This window comes from Paenibacillus sp. JJ-223, assembly GCF_927798175.1.
Classification (GTDB): Bacteria; Bacillota; Bacilli; order Paenibacillales; family Paenibacillaceae; genus Paenibacillus; species Paenibacillus hubeiensis.
Genome location: NZ_CAKMMP010000011.1, coordinates 57,195 through 77,779, shown reverse-complemented (window position 1 = coordinate 77,779; position 20,585 = coordinate 57,195). Strand labels below are relative to the sequence as shown.

Annotated in this window: 16 protein-coding genes; 13 read left to right on the top strand and 3 right to left on the bottom strand. The window is 55.8% G+C overall.

What is annotated here, in order from left to right; all coding sequences use genetic code 11:
• Positions 1 to 35 precede the first annotated feature (35 nt).
• From L6H98_RS19260 to L6H98_RS19210, 11 genes are all read left to right on the top strand, one after another.
• Positions 36 to 1,619: an ABC transporter substrate-binding protein gene (locus L6H98_RS19260; RefSeq protein WP_236417523.1), complete on the top strand. Its 1,584-nt coding sequence runs from the start codon at positions 36 to 38 to the stop codon at positions 1,617 to 1,619.
• Positions 1,620 to 1,728: 109 nt separating this feature from the next.
• A complete protein-coding gene (locus L6H98_RS19255; RefSeq protein ID WP_236417521.1) occupies positions 1,729 to 3,051 on the top strand; it encodes an ArgE/DapE family deacylase in 1,323 nt (440 codons plus the stop codon).
• Between the two features lie 54 nt (positions 3,052 to 3,105).
• Positions 3,106 to 4,086, top strand: a complete 981-nt coding sequence (locus tag L6H98_RS19250; protein ID WP_236417519.1) for an ABC transporter ATP-binding protein — start codon at positions 3,106 to 3,108, stop codon at positions 4,084 to 4,086.
• A complete protein-coding gene (locus tag L6H98_RS19245) occupies positions 4,083 to 5,045 on the top strand; it encodes a dipeptide ABC transporter ATP-binding protein (RefSeq protein WP_236417516.1) in 963 nt (320 codons plus the stop codon). Before L6H98_RS19250 ends, L6H98_RS19245 begins: the two co-directional genes overlap by 4 nt.
• 515 nt (positions 5,046 to 5,560) lie before the next feature.
• Positions 5,561 to 6,262, top strand: a complete 702-nt coding sequence (locus tag L6H98_RS19240) for a dihydroorotate dehydrogenase electron transfer subunit (protein WP_236417515.1) — start codon at positions 5,561 to 5,563, stop codon at positions 6,260 to 6,262.
• A complete protein-coding gene (locus L6H98_RS19235; RefSeq protein WP_236417513.1) occupies positions 6,243 to 7,175 on the top strand; it encodes a dihydroorotate dehydrogenase in 933 nt (310 codons plus the stop codon). The genes L6H98_RS19240 and L6H98_RS19235 overlap by 20 nt, the downstream gene beginning before the upstream one ends.
• Positions 7,176 to 7,462: 287 nt before the next feature.
• Positions 7,463 to 7,894, top strand: a complete 432-nt coding sequence (locus L6H98_RS19230; RefSeq protein ID WP_236417511.1) for a chemotaxis protein CheW — start codon at positions 7,463 to 7,465, stop codon at positions 7,892 to 7,894.
• 253 nt (positions 7,895 to 8,147) lie between these two features.
• Positions 8,148 to 11,354 carry a DEAD/DEAH box helicase gene (locus L6H98_RS19225; RefSeq protein ID WP_236417509.1) on the top strand — a complete coding sequence of 1,069 codons (3,207 nt, stop codon included), beginning with the start codon at positions 8,148 to 8,150 and terminating at the stop codon, positions 11,352 to 11,354.
• 52 nt (positions 11,355 to 11,406) lie between these two features.
• Positions 11,407 to 12,192, top strand: coding sequence for a hypothetical protein (locus tag L6H98_RS19220; protein WP_236417508.1), 786 nt, complete (start codon positions 11,407 to 11,409; stop codon positions 12,190 to 12,192).
• A 349-nt stretch (positions 12,193 to 12,541) separates the two neighbouring features.
• A complete protein-coding gene (locus L6H98_RS19215) occupies positions 12,542 to 13,510 on the top strand; it encodes a M15 family metallopeptidase (protein WP_236417507.1) in 969 nt (322 codons plus the stop codon).
• A 194-nt stretch (positions 13,511 to 13,704) separates the two neighbouring features.
• Positions 13,705 to 14,097 carry a RidA family protein gene (locus tag L6H98_RS19210; RefSeq protein ID WP_236417506.1) on the top strand — a complete coding sequence of 131 codons (393 nt, stop codon included), beginning with the start codon at positions 13,705 to 13,707 and terminating at the stop codon, positions 14,095 to 14,097.
• Between the two features lie 194 nt (positions 14,098 to 14,291).
• On the opposite strand, the gene L6H98_RS19205 is transcribed toward L6H98_RS19210, so the two are convergent.
• Positions 14,292 to 15,437 (bottom strand): copper amine oxidase N-terminal domain-containing protein, encoded by a 1,146-nt coding sequence (locus tag L6H98_RS19205; RefSeq protein ID WP_236417505.1) that lies wholly within the window; start codon positions 15,435 to 15,437, stop codon positions 14,292 to 14,294.
• A 339-nt stretch (positions 15,438 to 15,776) separates the two neighbouring features.
• On the opposite strand from L6H98_RS19205, the gene L6H98_RS19200 reads away from it, so the two are divergent.
• A complete protein-coding gene (locus L6H98_RS19200) occupies positions 15,777 to 16,253 on the top strand; it encodes a GNAT family N-acetyltransferase (RefSeq protein WP_236417504.1) in 477 nt (158 codons plus the stop codon).
• Positions 16,254 to 16,289: 36 nt separating this feature from the next.
• A complete protein-coding gene (locus tag L6H98_RS19195; RefSeq protein WP_236417503.1) occupies positions 16,290 to 17,360 on the top strand; it encodes a Gfo/Idh/MocA family oxidoreductase in 1,071 nt (356 codons plus the stop codon).
• Between the two features lie 37 nt (positions 17,361 to 17,397).
• On the opposite strand, the gene L6H98_RS19190 is transcribed toward L6H98_RS19195, so the two are convergent.
• Both L6H98_RS19190 and L6H98_RS19185 read right to left on the bottom strand, forming a co-directional pair.
• Positions 17,398 to 17,763, bottom strand: a complete 366-nt coding sequence (locus L6H98_RS19190) for a hypothetical protein (protein WP_236417502.1) — start codon at positions 17,761 to 17,763, stop codon at positions 17,398 to 17,400.
• A 119-nt stretch (positions 17,764 to 17,882) separates the two neighbouring features.
• On the bottom strand, positions 17,883 to 20,444 hold the full coding sequence (locus L6H98_RS19185; RefSeq protein ID WP_236417767.1) for a UvrD-helicase domain-containing protein: 2,562 nt from the start codon (positions 20,442 to 20,444) through the stop codon (positions 17,883 to 17,885).
• Between the last annotated feature and the right edge of the window lie 141 nt (positions 20,445 to 20,585).

Genomic DNA, 20,585 nt, shown 5'->3' with positions numbered 1-20,585 from the left:
AATCAAGAGATGGTCCAAATGGGGAGGAAACAGACATGAACAAACGCAAATGGTTTTCTGCAATGATTGCCCTTACCGTCGTGCTCAGCGGCTGTGCCAGCAATGCGAACCAGCAACCGGCAGCAACGGGCACGGGAGAGACAACAAAACCCGCACCAACCTTGACAGTGGCTTATTCAGAGGGCGGAACAACGATGGATCCGGCAGAAGCCAACGATTTAACCTCGGATACGCTGGTACTCGCTACTTATGATCAGTTGGTCACTTACGGGGTGAAAACGGTCGATGGCGGAGAAGTGGCCGATACCGAGAACATCCAGCCGATGTTGGCGGAGAGCTGGGACGTGTCTGACGACAACGCGACGTACACATTCAAGCTCAAAAGCGGCGTGACGTTCCAAAGCGGAAATCCGGTGAACGCGGATGCGGTCGTATATTCATTTGAACGGGTGAAAAATTCAAGCTCGGGCAGCTTTCTGTACGGCATGGCCGATATCAAAAGCGTGACCAAGATCGACGATTCGACCGTCGAAATCGCGCTGAACAAGCCAAACCACATGTTTACCCAAATCATTGCCATGTACACCTTCTCCATCGTGGACCAAAAGCTGGTCGAGGAGAAAGGTGATGAATATCTCAAGACCAATGCGGCCGGTTCCGGACCATTCTCCCTCGAAAAGTGGGATCCGGCGAGCGAGGCCGTATTCCAAGCCAACAACGATTACTGGCAGGGAGCGCCTCAGCTGGGCAAAGTCACGCTGAAATTCACGAAAGAAGCGTCCAACCGGGTACTGCTGCTGAACAAGGGCGACGTGGATATGGCGATTGAAATTCCTCCCAAAGACGTAACGGCCTTGCAGGAAAACAGCGATCTAACGATTGCCTCCAATGCGAGTAACCGAATTCTGTTCTTTGCAATGAATAACAATGTAAAGCCGTTCGACAACGAAAAGGTGCGGCAGGCCATCTCATACGCCATTCCTTATGACCAACTGATCAATGACGTCATGTATGGACAAGCCAAAACGATGAAGAGTGCAGTGGCGAGCAATACGCCGGGATACACGGATGCGGGTTACGTCTACGAATACAATCTCGACAAAGCCAAACAATTGCTGGCCGAAGCCGGATATGCAGACGGATTCAGTTTTGACTTCACGCTGGGCTCGGGCTTTGACGATTGGGAATACGACGCCGTATTGATTCAGGCCGAGCTTGCCAAAATCGGCGTCACGATGAACATCAACAAGGTGGCGCGTGCGCAGTTCCTTGAACAGCAAAAAGAAGGCAACCTGGTATCTTATATTTCCAAATGGACCTCCTTTGTCAATGATCCTGGTTACCATCTCGGCTTCCTGCTCTATGGCGAAGGTTCCTCCAACTATATTCACTACAACAATGCGGAAGTGAACAAGCTGTGGGAGGAAGCCGGTGCCGAGCCGGATGCGGATAAACGTAACGAACTGTACGGAAAGGCGCAGGAAATCATTACAACGGAAGCGCCTTGGGCGTACTTGTACGAGTACAATCGCGTCGTGGGCATGAACAACAAGATCAGCGGATACGTGTATTACCCGGATGAAGTGCTGCGCTTCTATCCGCTTAGCAAAGGCGAATAAGAAGGGCAACGAAAGCGGACGGGAGACAGGCGGACAGCCTGTCTTCCGACCATTTGCCGCATGTCCTTGCTTGCATAACCATATCGGAAATACGGAGAGGAGCCTGACCATGATGGATTGGAAAAAGAAAGTGCTGGATGCGATCGAGGAAAATCAGGACGAGTTGCTTGAGCTGTGCTCCAAGCTCATTCAGTTCCCGACCGAAAACCCGCCGGGAGATTCCCGGGAAATTAGCGCGTTTATCATCGAATACCTGCATCAGGCCGGGATCGGCACCAAGGTGCACGCAGCAACGGAAACGATGCTGAACCTGGTCTCCACGCTGAAGGGCACAGGCGAAGGGGATGAAGGAAAACATCTGATCTTCTGTGGTCACACGGACGTTGTTCCTGCGGGCGATTTATCCCGTTGGGATTTCGATCCGTTCTGCGGCGAAATTCGGGACGGGTACATGCTTGGACGCGGAGCTTCTGACATGAAAGGCGGGCTGGCCGGCCTGATATTCGCCACAGCAATCCTGGCCAAGCTGGGCGTACCGCTTCGCGGTGATCTGTCGCTCATGATCGTGCCGGACGAGGAGACCGGCGGGGATCTGGGGGTGCCTTGGGTACTGGAACGCGGGCTTGCCACCGGAACGGCGGCTGTCATTGCCGAACCGTCCAGTCCACAGCATCCGACGATCGGACAGAAGGGCAGCTGCTGGTTCGAATTTACGGTGGAAGGCACGCCAGGCCATGGCAGCTTGTCTCCGGTCGTGGGCGAGAACGCCATCGTAAAGGCGGCGAAAGGCATCGAGGCGCTGCAGCGGTTGTGGGATATCAAACCAAACATCCCGGAAGAAGTGAAAGAGATCATCGGCATTTCGCAGCATTATGCGAAGGAACGAGAGCAGGCGGGGCTGGCTTATCAGGTATTCGATCACGTGACGGTGAACATCGGAACCATTACGGGCGGTACCAAAGTCAACGTGGTGGCTGATCGCTGCACGGTGCAAGTGGATTCGCGGGTACCGTTCGGCGTTGATTACCGTGACGTTCTGGACCGGGCTCGCTCCCTGCTGCTCGAAGCAGGCATCGAATCGGAGCTGAAGCCGTTCGGTTTTCAAGGAAACGCCAACTGGACTCCACCGCATGAACCGATCGTAAGCCAACTGGTCGAGAGCATTGAAAAGGTGAGTGGCGAAGAAGCATACGGCGTGCTGCAATGGGCTTCGAGCGATGCGCGTCATTTCCGCAACCACAACATTCCTGTACTGCAATACGGCCCTGCCGAGTTGTCGACCATCCATAATTTCAACGAAAAGGCGCCGGTATGGCAAATTATCCAGTGTGCCAAGGTGTACGCGCTTAGTGCGCTCAAATATCTCGGCGTCGAAGGCATGCAAGATTCGGATCGGTCCGTATCTGCAGCCTCGAAAGTTTCTTCGTCATAAATCGTATCTTCGTCATCATTAAGCATTTCATCATCGAATTGGGAGGGGAATAACATGACTGCACTGCTCGAAGTGGCGGATCTGCGAACGGAATTCATCACGGACCGAGGAGTTATTCGCGCCGTGGACGGGGTGAGCTTGTCTGTGCGTCAGGGAGAGACGCTGGGCATTGTCGGCGAATCAGGTTGCGGCAAAAGCATTACCTCGTTGTCGATCATGCAACTTCTGCCCAAACGCATCGGCCGCGTCGCTTCCGGCGAGGTTCGCTTTCAGGGCAAGGACATGCTTAAACTGTCCGGTCGGGAAATCCGGAAGATCCGGGGTAACCGGATGGCGATGATTTTTCAGGAACCGATGACCTCGCTGAATCCAGTGTTCAAGATTGGCAAGCAAATATCGGAGTCGGCGCGGTATCACCTGAAACTGGGCAAAAGAGAAGCCTGGGAACGCTCGGTCGACATGCTGCGCAAAGTGGGGATTCCCCGTCCCGAGAAAATCGCGGACCAATATCCGCATCAGTTGTCTGGCGGCATGCGCCAGCGGGTCATGATTGCCATGGCCATGGTGTGCAATCCGCAATTGCTGATCGCCGATGAACCGACCACGGCACTCGACGTGACGATTCAGGCACAGATCCTCGATCTGATGCGCGAACTGCAACAGACCGAGAACATGGCGATTGTAATGATCACCCATGACCTTGGTGTCGTAGCCGAAATGTGCGACCGAGTCATGGTGATGTATGCGGGACAAGTGGTCGAAGAGACCGATGTCAAGACGTTGTTCTCCGATCCGAAGCATCCGTACACCCGCGGGCTTCTGGCTTCGTTGCCGCAGCTCGCCGGCGATCAGGACAGGCTTTCTTCTATCCCGGGGCAGGTTCCGAATCCGGCACAGATGCCTGCAGGCTGCCGTTTCGCTCCGCGTTGCCCGGTGAGGGAAGAGCGGTGTGAACGGGTGCAGCCCGAATTGCTGGAAACCGTACCCGGACACCGCTGCCGTTGTTTGCTTCAACAGGAAGGGGGATTGCAATGAGCGCCATTTTGGAAGTTCGCGATCTGAAAAAGCATTATCCGATCCGTAAAGGTTTGTTATCGAAACAGGTCGGCGCGGTAAAAGCCGTGGACGGCGTAACCTTGACTGTGGAACGTGGCGAGACGCTTGCTGTGGTGGGTGAATCGGGCTGCGGCAAATCAACGACGGGACGTGCCATTCTGCGTTTGATCGAACCGACGGACGGCGAGGTGTTCTTCGAAGGAAAGGACGTGCGCAAGCTGGCACCGGAGCAATTGCGGCGTTTCCGCACCGATATGCAGATGGTGTTCCAGGACCCGTATGCATCGCTTGATCCGCGTTGGACCGTGCAGCGTACGCTGGAGGAGCCATTGCTGACCCATCACAAGCTGGGAAAAAACGAACTGAAAACCCGGATCGAAGAGCTGATGGAAGTCGTCGGGTTATCCCCATATCAAGCCCATCGGTTTCCGCACGAATTCTCGGGCGGGCAAAGGCAGCGGATTGGCATTGCGCGCGCGCTGGCGCTCAATCCGAAGTTCATCGTATGCGACGAGCCTGTGTCGGCGCTGGACGTATCCATACAGGCCCAGGTATTGAACCTCATGCAAGACCTGCAGGAACAGTTCGGCCTGACCTATATGTTCATCTCGCATGACTTGTCCGTCGTTAAATTCATCAGCGACCGCGTGGCGGTCATGTACCTTGGCAAAGTCATTGAGCTTGCGCCTACGGCAGAGCTGTTCTCCGAGGCGCTCCATCCCTATACCAAAGCGTTGATGTCTGCCGTCCCTGTTCCTGATCCCGAAGCAAAAAAAGACCGCATCGTACTGGGCGGCGACGTGCCCAATCCTGAGAATCCGCCAACTGGCTGCACGTTTCATCCCCGTTGTCCTTATGTCAAAGAAGAATGCCGCTCTGCGATTCCGGAGCTGCGGGAGATTTCCCCGGGCCGTCAGGTGGCGTGCCATTTGTATTAGCAAGGAAAACCGTTCGCGTTATGCGCTGGACGGTTTTTTGGTTATTGATCGTATCGTTTTTTTATGTTCTGGAGGCTGAGGCGATGTAAAAGAAGAAGAAGGGGCTTTTAGCCTAGTTTCTTATAATATGTCGATGATAACTTAGAGAACAAATACACAGGTTATGCACATGATTTAAATACATATGCACATATATCAACAGGTTTATTCACAGGTTGTGGGTAATTGTGCACAAGTTATTCACAATCTGGGGTTATTGATACAAAAATATAGCGTTTTTCCGAGTGATATGGGGACAAGCAGAGTGAATTTGAGTGTTATCCACAGAAAAATGGGAAGTTGCCGTTGTCCCATGAGAGAAAAATAACGGACCCGCCTTTGGACCTGGTTGTAGCAAGAGATGTCGAATGATGTAAGGAACGTATTGGATCGGTGAACGGTGTTCACTTATGAGGAAGGTCACGTAAACTTGGCCGGTTATGCGATATAGTGGGTGGTTAATGGGGAGGGATGGTATGGCGAAGTTGATTTCCAATGAGGCGATTGTGCCGGATGTTCATGTTATGAAGGTAGAAGGGAGCTTCGAGGGCAGGATGGGGCAGTTTTATATGCTGCGCGGCCGGCACGGTTTCCCGCTGCTTGCGAGGCCGATCAGCATATATGATATCGCGAAGGAGCACATTTCCTTTTTGTATCGGGTGGTTGGCGAAGGGACGCGCATATTTGCCCGGATGCAGCCAGGGGAGGAATTGGACCTGGAGGGACCATTCGGCAACGGTTTTCCGCAAGTGGACGGAAGTTTGGCGCTGATCGGCGGGGGAATGGGAACCGCTCCGCTGCTGCTTGCCGCCAAACGATATCCGGATGCCCACGTGTATCTGGGATTCGCGGAGCAAGCTTTCGGCGTTGAAGCATTCGAGGCAGCATCGTTGTCCGTAGCCGTTCAAATCGGGGGAAGTATCATCGAACGGGTTGATCCGGCACATTATGCGAACATGTTTGCCTGTGGACCGGCCCCGATGCTAGGGGCGCTTGCCCGCAAAACGGCGAATACGCCGGCAAGGCTGTATATTTCCGTTGAACAGCATATGGCATGCGGGATCGGTGCCTGTCTCGGATGCACGATCCATACTGCCGCGGGCAACCGCAGGGTATGCAAGGAAGGTCCGGTTTTTCCAATCGGGGAGGTGGGACTGCATGAGTTCTTTGGCATGTAACATTGCAGGGGTAGCTATGAAAAACCCGGTGGTGATGGCATCGGGAACGTTTGGCTTTGGAAGAGAGTATGAGAGGTTCTACCCTCTGGACGTTTTGGGAGGCATCGTCGGCAAAGGGCTGACCTTGCATCCCAAGCCGGGCAATTCGGGCCTGCGGATTCATGAGACGGCTTCCGGCATGCTCAACAGCGTAGGGTTGGAGAATCCCGGCGTATCCGCATTTTTGGAGCATGAATTGGATGAGATGACCCGCTGGAACACGGCGGTGATTGCCAATGTGGGTGGTTCCGATCCGGAGGAGTACGTTCGGGCCGTCACGATGATATCGGAAAACGCGAAGGAGCGCGGCGCGACAGGACGCAGAGGCGTGGACATGCTGGAGCTGAACATCTCTTGCCCCAACGTCAAAGAGGGAGGCATGCAGTTCGGCATTCAGACCGAGACGGCCCGGGATGTCGTCCGCCAAGTCCGGAATGCGACGTCCCTTCCGCTGATGGTCAAGCTGTCGCCCCAAGCCGAAAATATCGCGCGGATGGCAGCCATGTGCGAGGAAGAGGGCGCCGATGCGGTTTCGTTGATCAATACGTTTTCGGCGATGAAAATCGATGTGCGCAGACGCCGAAGCGTCTTTGCGAATACTTATGCAGGGCTATCGGGGCCGGCCATTAAACCGATTGCCCTCCGCATGGTTCATCAGGTGGCGCGGGCCGTATCGATTCCCGTGATCGGCATGGGAGGCATCCGGTCCGCCGAGGATATCATCGAATTCGTCATGGCAGGCGCAAACGCGGTCCAGGTGGGAACGCATAATTTTGTTCGTTTGCGCGCAGGAGCGGAACTGGTGCGGGAGCTTGAGCAGTGGATGCTGCAGGAAAAGGTATGCGATTTGGAGGAAATCCGGGGGATTGTCTAAATCGCAGAATGCCAGATGCGGATTCTGCCGAATGTTGATGAGGGCATGCGATTTGCAATTGGTTTAGAAGCATGCTGACTCGTGAGGGACTTGACCATAGGCCCTTGTACAAAACGGCGCCAAAAACCGACAATTCAGTCTTGATTTTGAGAACGGGTATGGTAGACTTCACCTTAACAGTAACTGCTTTATACTATAGAAAGCGTCCAGGGTTTTGGAAGCAAAGCCGTTAAGGCCAGAAGTATTACGCTACATAATTACGAAATCCGAAAGGGTATGGACAACTTATGAATGACGAAATTCAGTATATCCATTTCTCCGTGGGAGAACAGGTCTGCGCGCTGCCGATTCACCAAGTGCATGAGGTCATTAAAATGGTCCCGATCACCTCAAGCCCGTTCAACACCGGCGCGGTAAAAGGGTTTGCAACGCTGTACGGCAAAGTGGTCTCCGTGGTCAGCTTGCGTGCATTGCTGGGCATTCCCGAAGATGAAACCACGTCTTCGAACCGCATCATCGTTGTCCCTTATCAAGGAGCAAACGTGCCGCTTATCGTGGATTCCGTGGATTCCATCGTTTCCTACAAAGAGATTGTGGAGCCGTCGGAGAAGTACAATCGCTACATGAAGGGAGCGTTTAAGGGAATCGCGCACGCGGAGGATCATGAAGCGGGCATTCTCGATTTGGACGTTATTCTGGGCGACCTGCCGAACGCATAACCTGCCGAACGCATAGAGAGAATTTTCAAAAATCAGACCGGATACCACATATGAACCTAGCGATGCTCCTCTCCCGACCGGGAAGGGGCATTTATTTTTTGGGGTAAGTGGGGCGGCAACAAAATGCTGCCGATATGGTTGTAAGCCATGGAGAGGGGGCCAAATCTGTTTTTTTGTTTGTAGAGGTTTTTAAATCCAGGCATTTTCGTATATGATGGAGAGTAACAATGCAAAGGAATGACGGGAGACTGTAATGATGCAATCGTTGTATGGAGTATGGCTTGGTGACGTATTTTTTTGTTTTTCCGGAGAAACATCGGAGCCGCGCGTGGACGCGTGGAGTCATGTGGTGAGAAGGCTGAGCTTCGGCGACGGGGGTCGTCTGCTTCAGCCTGCCGCCCTGCGCCTGGCAGAGCTGCGCTGGCCGAATCCGATGAGGAATGCGTCGGAAGCAAAGGGAACGAGGCGTCGACAGCTGCTCGGCCGCACGTTGGAAGGTTTGGCTGTTTCGCCGAGGGATACATTCAAGCTGTTGCTTCATTATGACGAAAGCATTCTGAACGCAGCGGGCATCCAACCCGGGCAAGAGCTTGCCTATTGGGTCAAGGCCGCGAGGTTTGCGCAGGAGCTCCTGCTGCGCGGGGAAATTGCGCCGTCTGCCGAATTTGCAGCCAAAACGGGAGCCAGACGCCGTTCCGGCCAGGAAACGCTGACGGGGATTTGGAGACCGCGTCTCGTGCAGAAGGCGGACGCGGAACGTTTCCGCGAATTGGCGGAAGCGATGCCGCCCATCGGTTTGTCGGCTCCGGGAGTATATGCCTCGATGGAGCCGGAAACGCGCCAGGAAGCAGCGGCGGCCGTACTGTATTCTTTTATGAGCGGAATGATTAACGCCTTCGTCACGAAAGAGCTTGAAGGCATGGATAGTGAAATGTCCCGCTACCGCACGCCGTTCCGGCGGGGAATTTCACCGGTGAGCGAGCTGTGGTGGAATAGCCTGATTTCCATGTTCCGTCCGGTAACGGTGCAGGGCTCGACAGAGGAAATGGCCGAGTTCATCGATACCGTTCAGGAGGCGGGCGGTACGATGATGCCGGTGGTGCGCAGCGAAGAGCCGGTTCAGAACGAGGGCGAGTTGAAGCTCGCTCTTCGTCTGGAGCCGCCGCTGGGCGACCAGGAATCGTCATGGGGCATTACGTTTTGGGCAGAGAGCGTGCAGGAGCCGGGAATCAGGCTGCCGGCAAAGGCCGTATGGGCGCATCCTGAGAAGGATCTTCATCGGGGCAGGATTACCTACCCGTCCATCGCGGAGCAGTTTTTGATGGCGCTCGGGCGTGCGGGGGAGCTGGCCCACGAACTGGAGGCCGCTTTGCTGCGGCCGTATCCGGAAAAAATCGAGCTGGAGCCGTTCGTCTTTTTCGAATTTTTGACGCATGGCGTGCCGCGGCTGCAAAAAGCGGGCGTGACGGTGCTCATGCCTTCCCGTTGGACGCGTTCCGGCAAACGGCGGGCGGGCCTGCGCCTGCAGATGCTCGGTTCCGGGACTGAACGGGCGCCCGGCTCGCCTTCAGCGCTTGGCATGGAGCAGCTGGTGGCTTTCAAGGCGGAGCCGATGCTCGACGGCAAACCGGTAACGGCAGAGGAGCTGGCCGCGCTTGCGGAAGCGACCGTGCCTTATATCATGTTCCGCGGCGAATGGATCGAAGTGGATACCAAGGAAATTCGCCAGGTGCTGCGATACATGAAAAAAGAAGAAGAGCAGTACATGCCTCTTTCCGAATGGCTGCATCTGGTCGCCGGAGAAGGAGAAGACGCCGCATGGAAAGGATTGTCCGTATTCGGGGCGGAATCGGAAGGCCTGCTGTCCTTCCTGCTCGACGGGCAAGTGCTGCGCAGCATTGAACCCCGCACGGTGCCCGAAGAGCTGCACGGGGAGCTTCGTCCTTATCAGGAACGGGGGTATCAATGGCTGTCGGCCATGCGCGAGCTTGGCTTCGGCGTATGTCTCGCAGACGACATGGGGCTTGGAAAGACCATTCAGGTGATCACCTGCCTGCTCGATTTGAAACACGAAGAGAAACAGATGGCGGCTGAGGAAGCGAATGAGCAGGACAATCTTGGTATGGGTGACGATGGGCTGAAGGAACGGACGGATTCAGCCTTTTCCGGGCAGGAGGGTTCGCCTGCATTGATCGTTTGTCCGACATCCCTGCTGGGGAACTGGCAGCGCGAACTGAAACGCTTTGCCCCCGATTTGTCCCTTTACATTCATCATGGCGGACAGCGTCTGCATGGGGAAGCATTCCGGGCAGAGGCCGGCGGGCATGACATCGTGCTGACCACGTATCACCTGGCAGGCAGGGACGGCCCGGATTTGGCTTCCCTGCATTGGTCCACCGTTGTGCTGGACGAAGCGCAGTATATCAAAAATTACCGCACCAAACAGGCGCAGAGCGTCATGCGTTTGTCCGCGCCGCATCGGATCGCGATGACAGGCACGCCTGTTGAAAACCGGCTGAGCGAGTTATGGTCCATCTTCCAGTTTCTTAATCCGGGATATTTGGGCACGGCGACGTCGTTCCGTCAGCGCTACTCCGGTGCGGGCACAGCGGAAGAGAACAGCGCGGCATTGCGAGAACTGCACCGTTTGGTGTCCCCGTTCATGCTGCGCAGGCTCAAAAGCGACCCGGATATCCGCAAGGATTTGCCGGAGAAGCTGGAACTGAAGTCATACTGCTCCCTTACGCCGGAACAGGCCGTGTTGTACCAGCGGGTAGTCGATGAGCTGATGGGCGGTTTGGACGGTCGGGGCGGCATAGCTCGCAAAGGGATCGTATTGTCTTCGCTCACGAAGCTGAAGCAAATTTGCGACCATCCGGTGCTGATCGATAGCCAGCGTAAAGACCATGCCAAGAACGAGGCGTCGGGCAAAATGGAACGCCTGCTGGAGCTGATCGATGCCATACGGGACAACGGAGAGTCCGCGTTGATCTTTACCCAGTACGTCGCTATGGGCGAGCTGCTCGTGTCGCGTTTGGCTCAAAGGTACGAGGAAGAGCCTTATTTCCTGCACGGCGGCGTTTCGAAGGCTCAGCGGGACGAAATGGTCGATACGTTCCAGAAGGGGGGAGGACCCTCCCTGTTTGTGCTCTCGCTTCGCGCAGGCGGCGTCGGCTTGAACTTGACCCGGGCAAGCCATGTTATCCATTATGATCGTTGGTGGAACCCGGCCGTGGAGAACCAGGCAACGGATCGCGTGTTCCGGATCGGACAGAATCGCAACGTGCAGGTTCACAAGCTGATCTGCCAAGGAACGCTGGAGGAACGCATCGATGAGCTGATCGAGAGCAAAAAGGCGCTCTCCGAGCAGGTGGTCGGCTCCGGCGAGAACTGGCTGACCGAGATGTCGGACGAGGAACTGCGCGGCCTGATCTCGCTCCAGGGAGAGACCTGGCTGTAGAACAGGACCCGGGCAGTCGGCTCGGGATCAAAGAAGCGAAAGGGGGATGGACGTGAGCGATCAATGGAACGTGCAACTGCAGATGCAGCCGTCTTCCGCTCCCGGAGCGTGGACGGCGGAAGTAAGCCCCGCATCCGGGCATCATGCCGGGATGCAGGCAACTGGAGCGGAGCCGGACCTGGCGGATTCCGGCGCCGGCCCGTTCACGGTGACGGTCGTGCAGGCGCATCTGGACGCCGGCGCCCGCGCCGCCCTGCTGGCCGAGCTGCGTCGGCGCCCGCAGGCGCTGTACGCGCTGCTGCGCGGCGGCCCGGCCCCGGCAGAGCTCGCCGGGCTGCTGCCGGCGGCGCCCGAGGCCGGCGCGTGCACCTGCGGCCGCGCGGGCTGCGCCCATGCGGCCGCCGCCGTGCGCGCCGCCCCGGCCCGCTGCGCGGCTGAGCCGCTGCAGCAGCTGGCGCAGGCCGGCCTGCCGCGCGAAGCGCTGCTCGCCGGCGTGTTTGGATCATGGGCCGAAGCTCTGGCCGATGATCCAAACGGCGCCAGCCGCGCCGCGGAGACGGCGGGCCGCCCGCAGGCGCGCGGCGGCGAAGGCGGCGCGGCCGTCGGCGAGTGGATCGCCGAGGCAGCCGCTGACGGCGCGCTGCACCAGCCCGGGCCGGGCTTCGGCGCCGTGCAGGTGCAGCTGGCCGAGCCGGGCAAGCCCCCGGCACTGCCGCAGCTGGAAGCGCTGCTGCCGGGCAAGCCGGCGGCAGCAGGCCTGGCTCTGATCCGCGAGCGGGTCGCCGCGCGGCTCTGGCAGGCTGTCCGGCCGCAGAAGGACAGCAAGGCAAAGACGTGATATCGGGGTTAAACGAAGCGGGAGATGCGAATGCATCCCCGCTTGTTCGCATTGGACCAGGGGATGCCCTAAAAGGCCGAAAACGGACCCATACGGCCGTCCGTACGCCATGATGAGAGGAGAAAACCTCTCAAGGATGGCATTGCCGGTGGAGGTTCGCGTTCTTTTAAGGTATACTGTCGCAGGGGAAGGCAGACCGCAAGGTGTTGCCGTTTCCCCGTGAACCGGCTTGGCTGAATGCATGCCTTTTCCTTCGTTCGTCTAATTCAAAAGGGGAAAAGCTTGTCCGCCGACCGGGATTTGACATCATTCGAATTCATCAAATTGATTACAGGATAGGAGTTATAACATGAAAAACAGTAACAGCAGACAGCGCCGCATTGTGGTTATGCTGTCTTCCTTCATGATATGTGCGGCACTGCTGACCGCATGTCAGGACAGTTCCGGCACCGATGGCAAGGCGGGCCTGAACGCAGGCGGGGACACCGTGCAGGGAACCGACGGAACGACCGTTCATTTTACCGAGGATCACGGCGGTGATGGACAACCGTCCGCTGGCAACGGCGATGCTTCGGCTGAAACCGGCGGAAACGGCGAGGGGAATTCCTCTGCCGGCGAAGGACAGGCTGCCGAAGGCGGCAGCGGGGGCGGAGAAACCGCAGTCTCAGCTGCCCTGATGGAGAAACGCAGCGTCAGTGCCCTGCAGAATACGATCGACGGGCAATCCGTCGTGACCAATGCCGAAGCGATGACCGTCATCGTTAACAAACAGCGCAGCCTGCCGGAAGGCTATGAACCGAATGATCTGGTCGAACCGAACGTGCCGTTTTCCTTTGACGGACCGCATGAGAAGCGCCATATGCGCAAAGAAGCCGCTGAGGCGCTGGAGAAGCTGTTTGCAGGTGCAAAAGCGGACGACATTGAACTCCGCGCCGTTTCCGGCTATCGTTCGTACGAGCGCCAGGTTTCCATTTACAACAACAACGTCAAAACCAAAGGGGAAGAATATGCTTCCCGCGTCAGCGCCGTGCCTGGACGAAGCGAACATCAGACCGGTCTTGCCATTGACGTATCGAGCCCAAGCGTGGGCAATGTGCTGGAAGAGTCCTTCGGCAAATCGAAGGAAGGCCAGTGGCTGGCCGAACATGCAGCCGAATATGGTTACGTCATCCGTTATCCGGACGGCAAGGAGAGCATTACCGGTTATGTGTACGAGCCTTGGCATATCCGCTATGTCGGCACAGATTTGGCTCCGGATGTCGTCAAAAGCGGCCTGACGCTCGAAGAATACTTCGACGCAGCCAACATCAAGCTCTAATGAGGACTGCGGCCTCAGTGCCGCTACGGAAAAGCGGGCCTGTCCGCTTCTGAACAAAAGCCTTTCGCACAAACGCCATCAAGATGCACTCGGCGTGTGGGCGAGAGGCTTTTTACGTGCTGTTCGGCACATGGACATGCTGATATAATTGAAACGACAATGGTGAAAAATGACAAATAAGCGAGGGTGACAATATGAGCAGGCAGCAGGTGTTTACGGGGTCCCCATGGGAACCGCTCGTGGGATATTGCAGGGCAATCCGTGTCGGCAACCGCATTGAAGTGGCGGGAACCACCGCCATGCAGGATGGCGTTGTTGTGGGCGCGGGTGATCCTTATGCGCAAACGCGTTTCATTTTGCAGACGATTGAAAAAGCCCTGAAGGAAATTGGTGCCGATCTGTCCCATGTTGTGCGGACCCGCATGTTCGTGACGGACATTTCCCGCTGGGAGGAAATCGGAAAAGCACACGGCGAGTTTTTTGGCCAAATCCAGCCTGTCGCTACGATGGTCGAGGTCAGTGCGCTGATCGATCCATTGCTGATGGTGGAGATTGAAGCGGAAGCCGTCATCGAAGAGAACGAGTAACCTGTCGCAATCCGCCGCAGCCAATATGAATTACGGCTCAAACGATCATTTCCGGCCTCAAGTGCGGGGCAGGCGGGATGCACATATCTTTTGCTTCGTTGATTTGAAGCAGGGTGCAAATCAACGCCAAAAACCCTTATTCGTGCATGACGAACATGCTGAATAAGGGTTTTTGGCATCATTTAAACTATAGCTTACTTCGGTTGAATTTCCGCCCCATCGGCTCTGTCTGCCGGAGACGGCAATCCGTCGGTCATGCTGGTGCCGTCAGCTTCCGTATCCACGACAAGTTTCCAAGCCGTTCCGATCGGCGGCAGGCTGCGAGTCAGAAGTGGGCTGTAAAATCCGATAATCGCGGCATCCTTGGTCAGCACGTCAGCTTTCAGCGTTTTTCCTTGAGGATCGACAATTTGGGTATCCTCATTGATGTTTAGAATGACGCGGTCCTGTGAGGTCTCAGACAGCCCGATGCCCGAAATTTCGATGCGCGTAACGGCATGGCCCTCGCTCGTTACTTGTTCGATTTTGCCCGCGGTACCCAGAACTTCGGAGTTTTCCGATTTGGAATCCATTTGATCAAGTACGGTGATGCGGTAGGTAGGAGTTTGTGGCGGCAGGCTCATGGTCATGATGATTGCATGCTCTGCTTCAATAGTCATGCCGATGGACAGATCGCCCAGCTTCAGTGTTTTGCCATCAGCGGTTTGATACACGGTATCCTCGCCGACGTTGAGTACGATGCCTGACGTGCCGACGCCGCCGATATGAACGGAAGCGTATTTGTCTTTTTGGTTGATGCTTGTAATGACGCCGCGCTCAATGATGGTTTTGGCCTGCTCTTCCGACGTGATGGATACCTGGTTGCCCGTTGTGCTGACTTGCGCTTGCAGCACTTTCTCGGCGAAGGCTGCCGGTATGTACATCTTGCCGTTTGTGATTTCAGGGGCAGTTCCCAAGGTCAACAGCATTTTGTTGTACGAATATTGGTCTTTTCCTGTCGTAACGATCGTCCACAGGTTGCCTTTGCTTAATTCGGCGGATTTGTTTTCCTTGTTCCATGTCAGTTCAATGCCGAGCGCATCCGCAAGGTCGCGCAGCGAGATCATGGGGGTTTTTCCGTCTTTATTCCAGTATCCATCAGCGATGGCGGTATCGTTGACATGGACTTTTACCGGACTCAAGGCCTTGCCCTGACCCTGAACCGTATTCTGAACGATGTCCTGGCTGCTCACGGGGATCGCGTCTGATCCGCTGTTTAATTCAGCCGCATAGGCAGCCCCTCCACCGAGTGCCAGAGAGAGAACCATCAGGGCGCTAACTTTTTTCATGTTGTTGTTCATTGTTGATCATCCCTTTCATTCTTGTATGGACGTTGGCACATTTTATCAATGACCGGTCGTTCATTCTCTCTAGACGGGACTTCTTTGCCGAGTGTTGCACTTATTTATGAGTTTCCAGCGTTAAAGTATGAAGGCGTTACAAAATAGGAGCGATTTGACGTATTTTTGCTTAACATATACGTGAATCGATGGGATATTTTGTGTAAAATAGGAAGCAGTGAGCAGGGTTGATCCATTGACGGTTAGGTTGGGGATATCCGCCTGAACCAATGCAGCTGCCGAGGCTCCATGAATAGAGGTAACTCAATCGAGTTGGCGAAAACGGAGGAGAAGCGAACGATGAGCGATATGCTGGTTGCACTGTATCGATTGCCGGAACAGGACAAGGAGCTTGATGAGTTAAGACAAAAGGGCATCGTCATTCGCAAGCCGCTTGCACCGGAAAAGCAGGTCGTGTTGGATTGGGTGAAGTCGCATTTCAGCCAGGCTTGGGCCGACGAATGCGACGTTTCTTTTTCCCGCCAGCCTGTAGCCTGCTATATTGCGATAGAGCATGGCAAATTGATCGGGTTTGCCTGTTATGAGGCAACCTGCCGCAATTTTTTCGGCCCGACAGGGGTCGGCGAACAAGCGCGGGGACGTGGAGTAGGGAAGGCTTTATTGCTAGCTTGCATGCATGCCATGCGTGCAGAAGGATATGCCTATGCCGTTATCGGGTCCGCAGGACCAGTGGATTTCTACGCCCGTACCCTTGGTGCCGTTCCGATTGAACATTCGACGCCGGGCATATATGAAGGCATGCTGCGGGCAGACTAGAACAACCTGATTACGGATAAGGGAGGAAGCGCGAGGATGAATACGGGCAAAAGGCTGCATATCGGCATGATTGGCACAGGCTCCATTTCGGATCTTCATCTTAGATACTATGCCCAGAACGAACAGGCCGTGATCTATGCGATCTGCGATCTGAACGAGCAGCGGGCTGCGGCAGCGGCGCAGAAATACGAGGCACAGTCGGTGTACACCGACTACCGTGAAATGTTGAAAGACCCTCATGTGGACGCCGTCAGCATCTGCACATGGAACAATACCCATGCCGATCTTGCCATCGCAGCTTTGGAAGCGGGAAAACATGTCTTGCTGGAAAAGCCGGTTGCCACCACGGTTGTGGATGCGCTGCGCATTCAGGAGGCGGTAAAGAAGAGCGGCTGCACCCTCGTCGTCGGATTCGTCCGGCGTTATGACAACAACATGCAGATGCTGCGCAGATTTGCGGAGGCCGGGGAGTTCGGGGAACTGTACTACGCCAAGGCTTCCCTTCTCCGAAGGCACGGGAATCCGGGAGGCTGGTTTGCCGACAAAAATCGCTCCGGCGGAGGTCCCCTAATCGATCTGGGCGTACATATCATCGACCAATGCTGGTACATGATGGGCAGGCCCAAACCGATATCGGTAAGCGGCAATACGTACCGGAAGCTGGGCAACCGGGCAAACGTAGAGCATCTTTCCTTTTACAAAGCAGCCGATTACAGTTCAGCCGTCAACGACGTGGAGGATATGGCCAACGCGATGATCCGATTCGAGAACGGCGCTTCGCTCGTCGTGGACGTGAGCTTTACGCTCCATGCTCGCAAGGATGAAACCTATGTGAAGCTGTACGGCGAGCGAGGGGGGCTCGAACTCGAACCGGAGACGCTGATCGTTGCGGAGAAACACAATACGATCCTCAACATCGAACCGCAGACGGATCATTCCGGTCTTCATATTCACAGTGCGTTCCAGAACCAGATCGACCATTTCGTGGATTGCTGTCTGAACGGCACGGAGCCGATCAGCCCCATTGCCGATGGCGTGACTTCGACGAGAATGCTGTGCGGCATTTACGAGTCTGCCGAGAAGGGAAAAGAAATTCGTTTGGACTAAACGCATTCACTTGGGACTATTAGATATAGACTGGAATCTACTTGTTCATCGGTGACTGTTCATAACCAGGGTCGTCATAGTCTGTATCCTGAAGACGGTCAAGCACATTCATCTCTTCAATGGCCTGACGGGTCGGCAGCGTTCCATGATGATGCAAAAAGGCGTACAGCAGGACTAGTCCATTTGCAAACCGCTCACTTGCATCATCGTGATCAGCCGACTTATAAGGTACGGGAGCGCGTTGCAGCGTGTAGGCATCGTCATTTTCCGCAAGATCCATCAGCTCCTCCAGCCTGGCCAGCTCTTCGTCATCCAGGACGACTTCGAAAGGCGTTGATTCGCTGCGGGACTGTTCGATGAGGTTATGGGTTACCGATACATAATAATGCTTTTTTTCGACCATCCTCGTTCAACCTCCATTCAAAAATGGAAAAAAGACGCTTTCCACTGTTAATAAACAGCGGAAAGCGTCATGAAACGAAATGAGAACGGAAGGGCAACGTCCTGAGCTCATTGTATAGTTTATCTGAAGCGTGCATCCCTTCCGGTAACGGGAACGCTGCGTGTGCCCGCCTCCATGGGGCCGGAGCACAAGGGGCATGCAGGCGGACCCGAGGCAGTTCTGCGCCCGGAGCTGCTGCGGGAGTGAGTGTCCGTCTTCTGCCGCAGCCACGCCTTGCACGTCGGCGAGCTGCATTTCCAGATCGCCACAACTTCCGTGCGTCCGCCGTCGCTTGATGTTCCACTATCTGTGGCGGATGCCGAAATGGAGGACGTGTTCTGCCGGACGCTTGGCGTACTGTAGGCTTTGTGATTGCGTACTTCCCCGCTTCGCCTGCGATCCTTTGACTCCGGTGTTTCGGCATCGCCGCCGTTGATTTTGCGCCTGTGGATCATATCCCTTTTGCCGGAGTCTGCTCCGGAGCGAGTGGGAGAGGCGGAGCCGTTGCCATAGGATCTATGCGAGGAGCCATAAGCTCCGGAATCCGTGTTTTTGCGTTTGTCCGGCACGGTGATGCCGAATGCCTCCAGCAGAAAACGCGACACATCGGCAGGTTTGCCGTGGTGGCTGGCAGGAGAAGTCACGTACAGGTACTGCTTGGCACGCGTTACGGCTACGTAAGCAAGCCGCCGTTCTTCCTCGATCGCAAGCTCCAGGTCGGCAGCAGTTTGCTGCACGGTGAGGGCGGCCTTTTGATCATCGGGCAAATCTTGCCGGAGGGCCGAGCTATGCGGAATGATGCCTTCGCTGGCGCCGATCCAATACACGCAGGGAAATTCGAGCCCTTTGGCACGATGGATCGTCATAAGCTGAACGGCATCGCTGTCCTCGGCCCGGCGCAATGTTTCCATTTCCCTATGCCTGCGGGACAGCTCGTCGGCGAAGCCGATGAATTCTTCGACGGTTTCGAATCGTTTGGCTGCCGCTTCGAATTCGTCGAGCGTCTCCAGCATCGTTTCCCGGTAATGCGTAAATATGCTGGGGTCTCCGCTCTCCATGTATTTGTCGTAGAATTGGCGCCGCATTTCCTGAACGGCAAAGACCGGTTTCATTTTGCTGAGCGATTTGATCAGCTTGATGCGTTCCTTCACTTGTTCCTGCTGGAAAGGCTTCAGCTTATCCCATTTGGCCAGATGAATCAGCGGATACTTCTTGGCCTGCTGTTGTTCGGAGCGTTGAATCCACTCCAAGCCGGCATCGCGGGATACGTACAGCGGACCGAGCGCGCTGGGGAGTGCTTCCGCCGAACGGGGGTTGAGCGACAACCGCAGGTGATCCATCAGCGGCCGGATCAAGGACTGATCATAGAAGACAGGGGATGCGCCATGTTGAATGAAGGGCACGTCCTTCAATACCAGTTGCTCGAAAACGGCCCGGCTGCTGCTCGCGGTACGGTGAAGAATCGCAATGTCGCGGTAACGGAACATGCCGTCCTCGACCTGGCTGCACAATTGCTCGACGACCCAGGCAGCTTCCTCCTCGGCATTTGAGGGCGTTGCGAAGCGCGGTGCGTCACCGCGATGTCCGGCTGCTCGCAGCGTTTTGTGGCGCCTGCGTTTGTTGCGGGCAACAAGCTCGCTCCCAAGCCCCAGGATGCGCGCATCGCTGCGATAGTTGATGTCCAGCGTCACGATGCGTGCTCCGGGATAGACTTTATCGAACTCCAGAATCGATTCCTGCCTCGCGCCATTAAAGGTATAGATCGTCTGGTCATCATCGCCGACAACCATCAGGTTGCGATGCGCCGATGCCAGCTTCTGCACGATTTCGTATTGAAGATGATTCGTATCCTGGAATTCGTCGACCATGATGTACTGGAAGCGCCTTTGCAAGGGCTCAAGGACGGCCGGATCGCGGAGCAAGGCGGCGGCACGCAGCAAAATATCGTCGAAATCCATTTTGTTCCGGTCCCGTTTCCATTCCTCGTATCCGATCAGCACACGTTTGGCGTCGCGTTCTTCCTGCGTTTTTTCGGGGAGGTCGGCCGTTGCGGAGCCTTGCATTTTCCAGGCGGACAGCATGGCAAGCAGGCTTTCTGGCTGGAATGCCTCACTCATGCCATATTGGCGCAAAAGCATTTTGATCACGGTGTGCTGGGCTCTTGGTTCGCCGAAGATGTCTTCTTGCGTGCCGTAGTGGCGAAGCAGCGTCAGCGCAAAGGAGTGGAACGTACGGGCCTGCACCGCTCTTGCGGCTGCCGGGCGAATGCCGGGCAAGGAGGCGATGCGGTCCTTCATCTCCGCTGCGGCTTTATTCGTGAACGTCACCAGCAGAATGCTGCCGGCGTGCACGCCGTGAATCGCCATCAGGTAGCCTGCTCTGGCTGCCAGCACCGTCGTTTTGCCGCAGCCGGCACCAGCGAGGGTGAGCAGCGGGCCTTTGTTGTGGCGCACAGCCGAAATTTGCGGCCCGTTGAGCCGGATGCCGGCTTCCTCCAGCGAACGGAAATAGGCTGCATCCGCCTCGTCTGCCCTGACGAGCTGCCTGCTTGTTTCCAGCGGCGCCGAGGGCGATTGCGGCAAGGAAGCAGCGGCGGTAACCCCCAGGGGACGGGGATAAAACGTTGAGTTCGGACTTAACATCATTCATCCACCTCGATATGATTCAGGGATCCGTGAAGATCCCGTTAAAAGTAATCCATTTGCCCTTTTCACAATCCCATTGTAAATTGGTATGATAGGGTTAGCCGCCCGAATGGGCGAACAGACAGGGCCAAAGCTTCA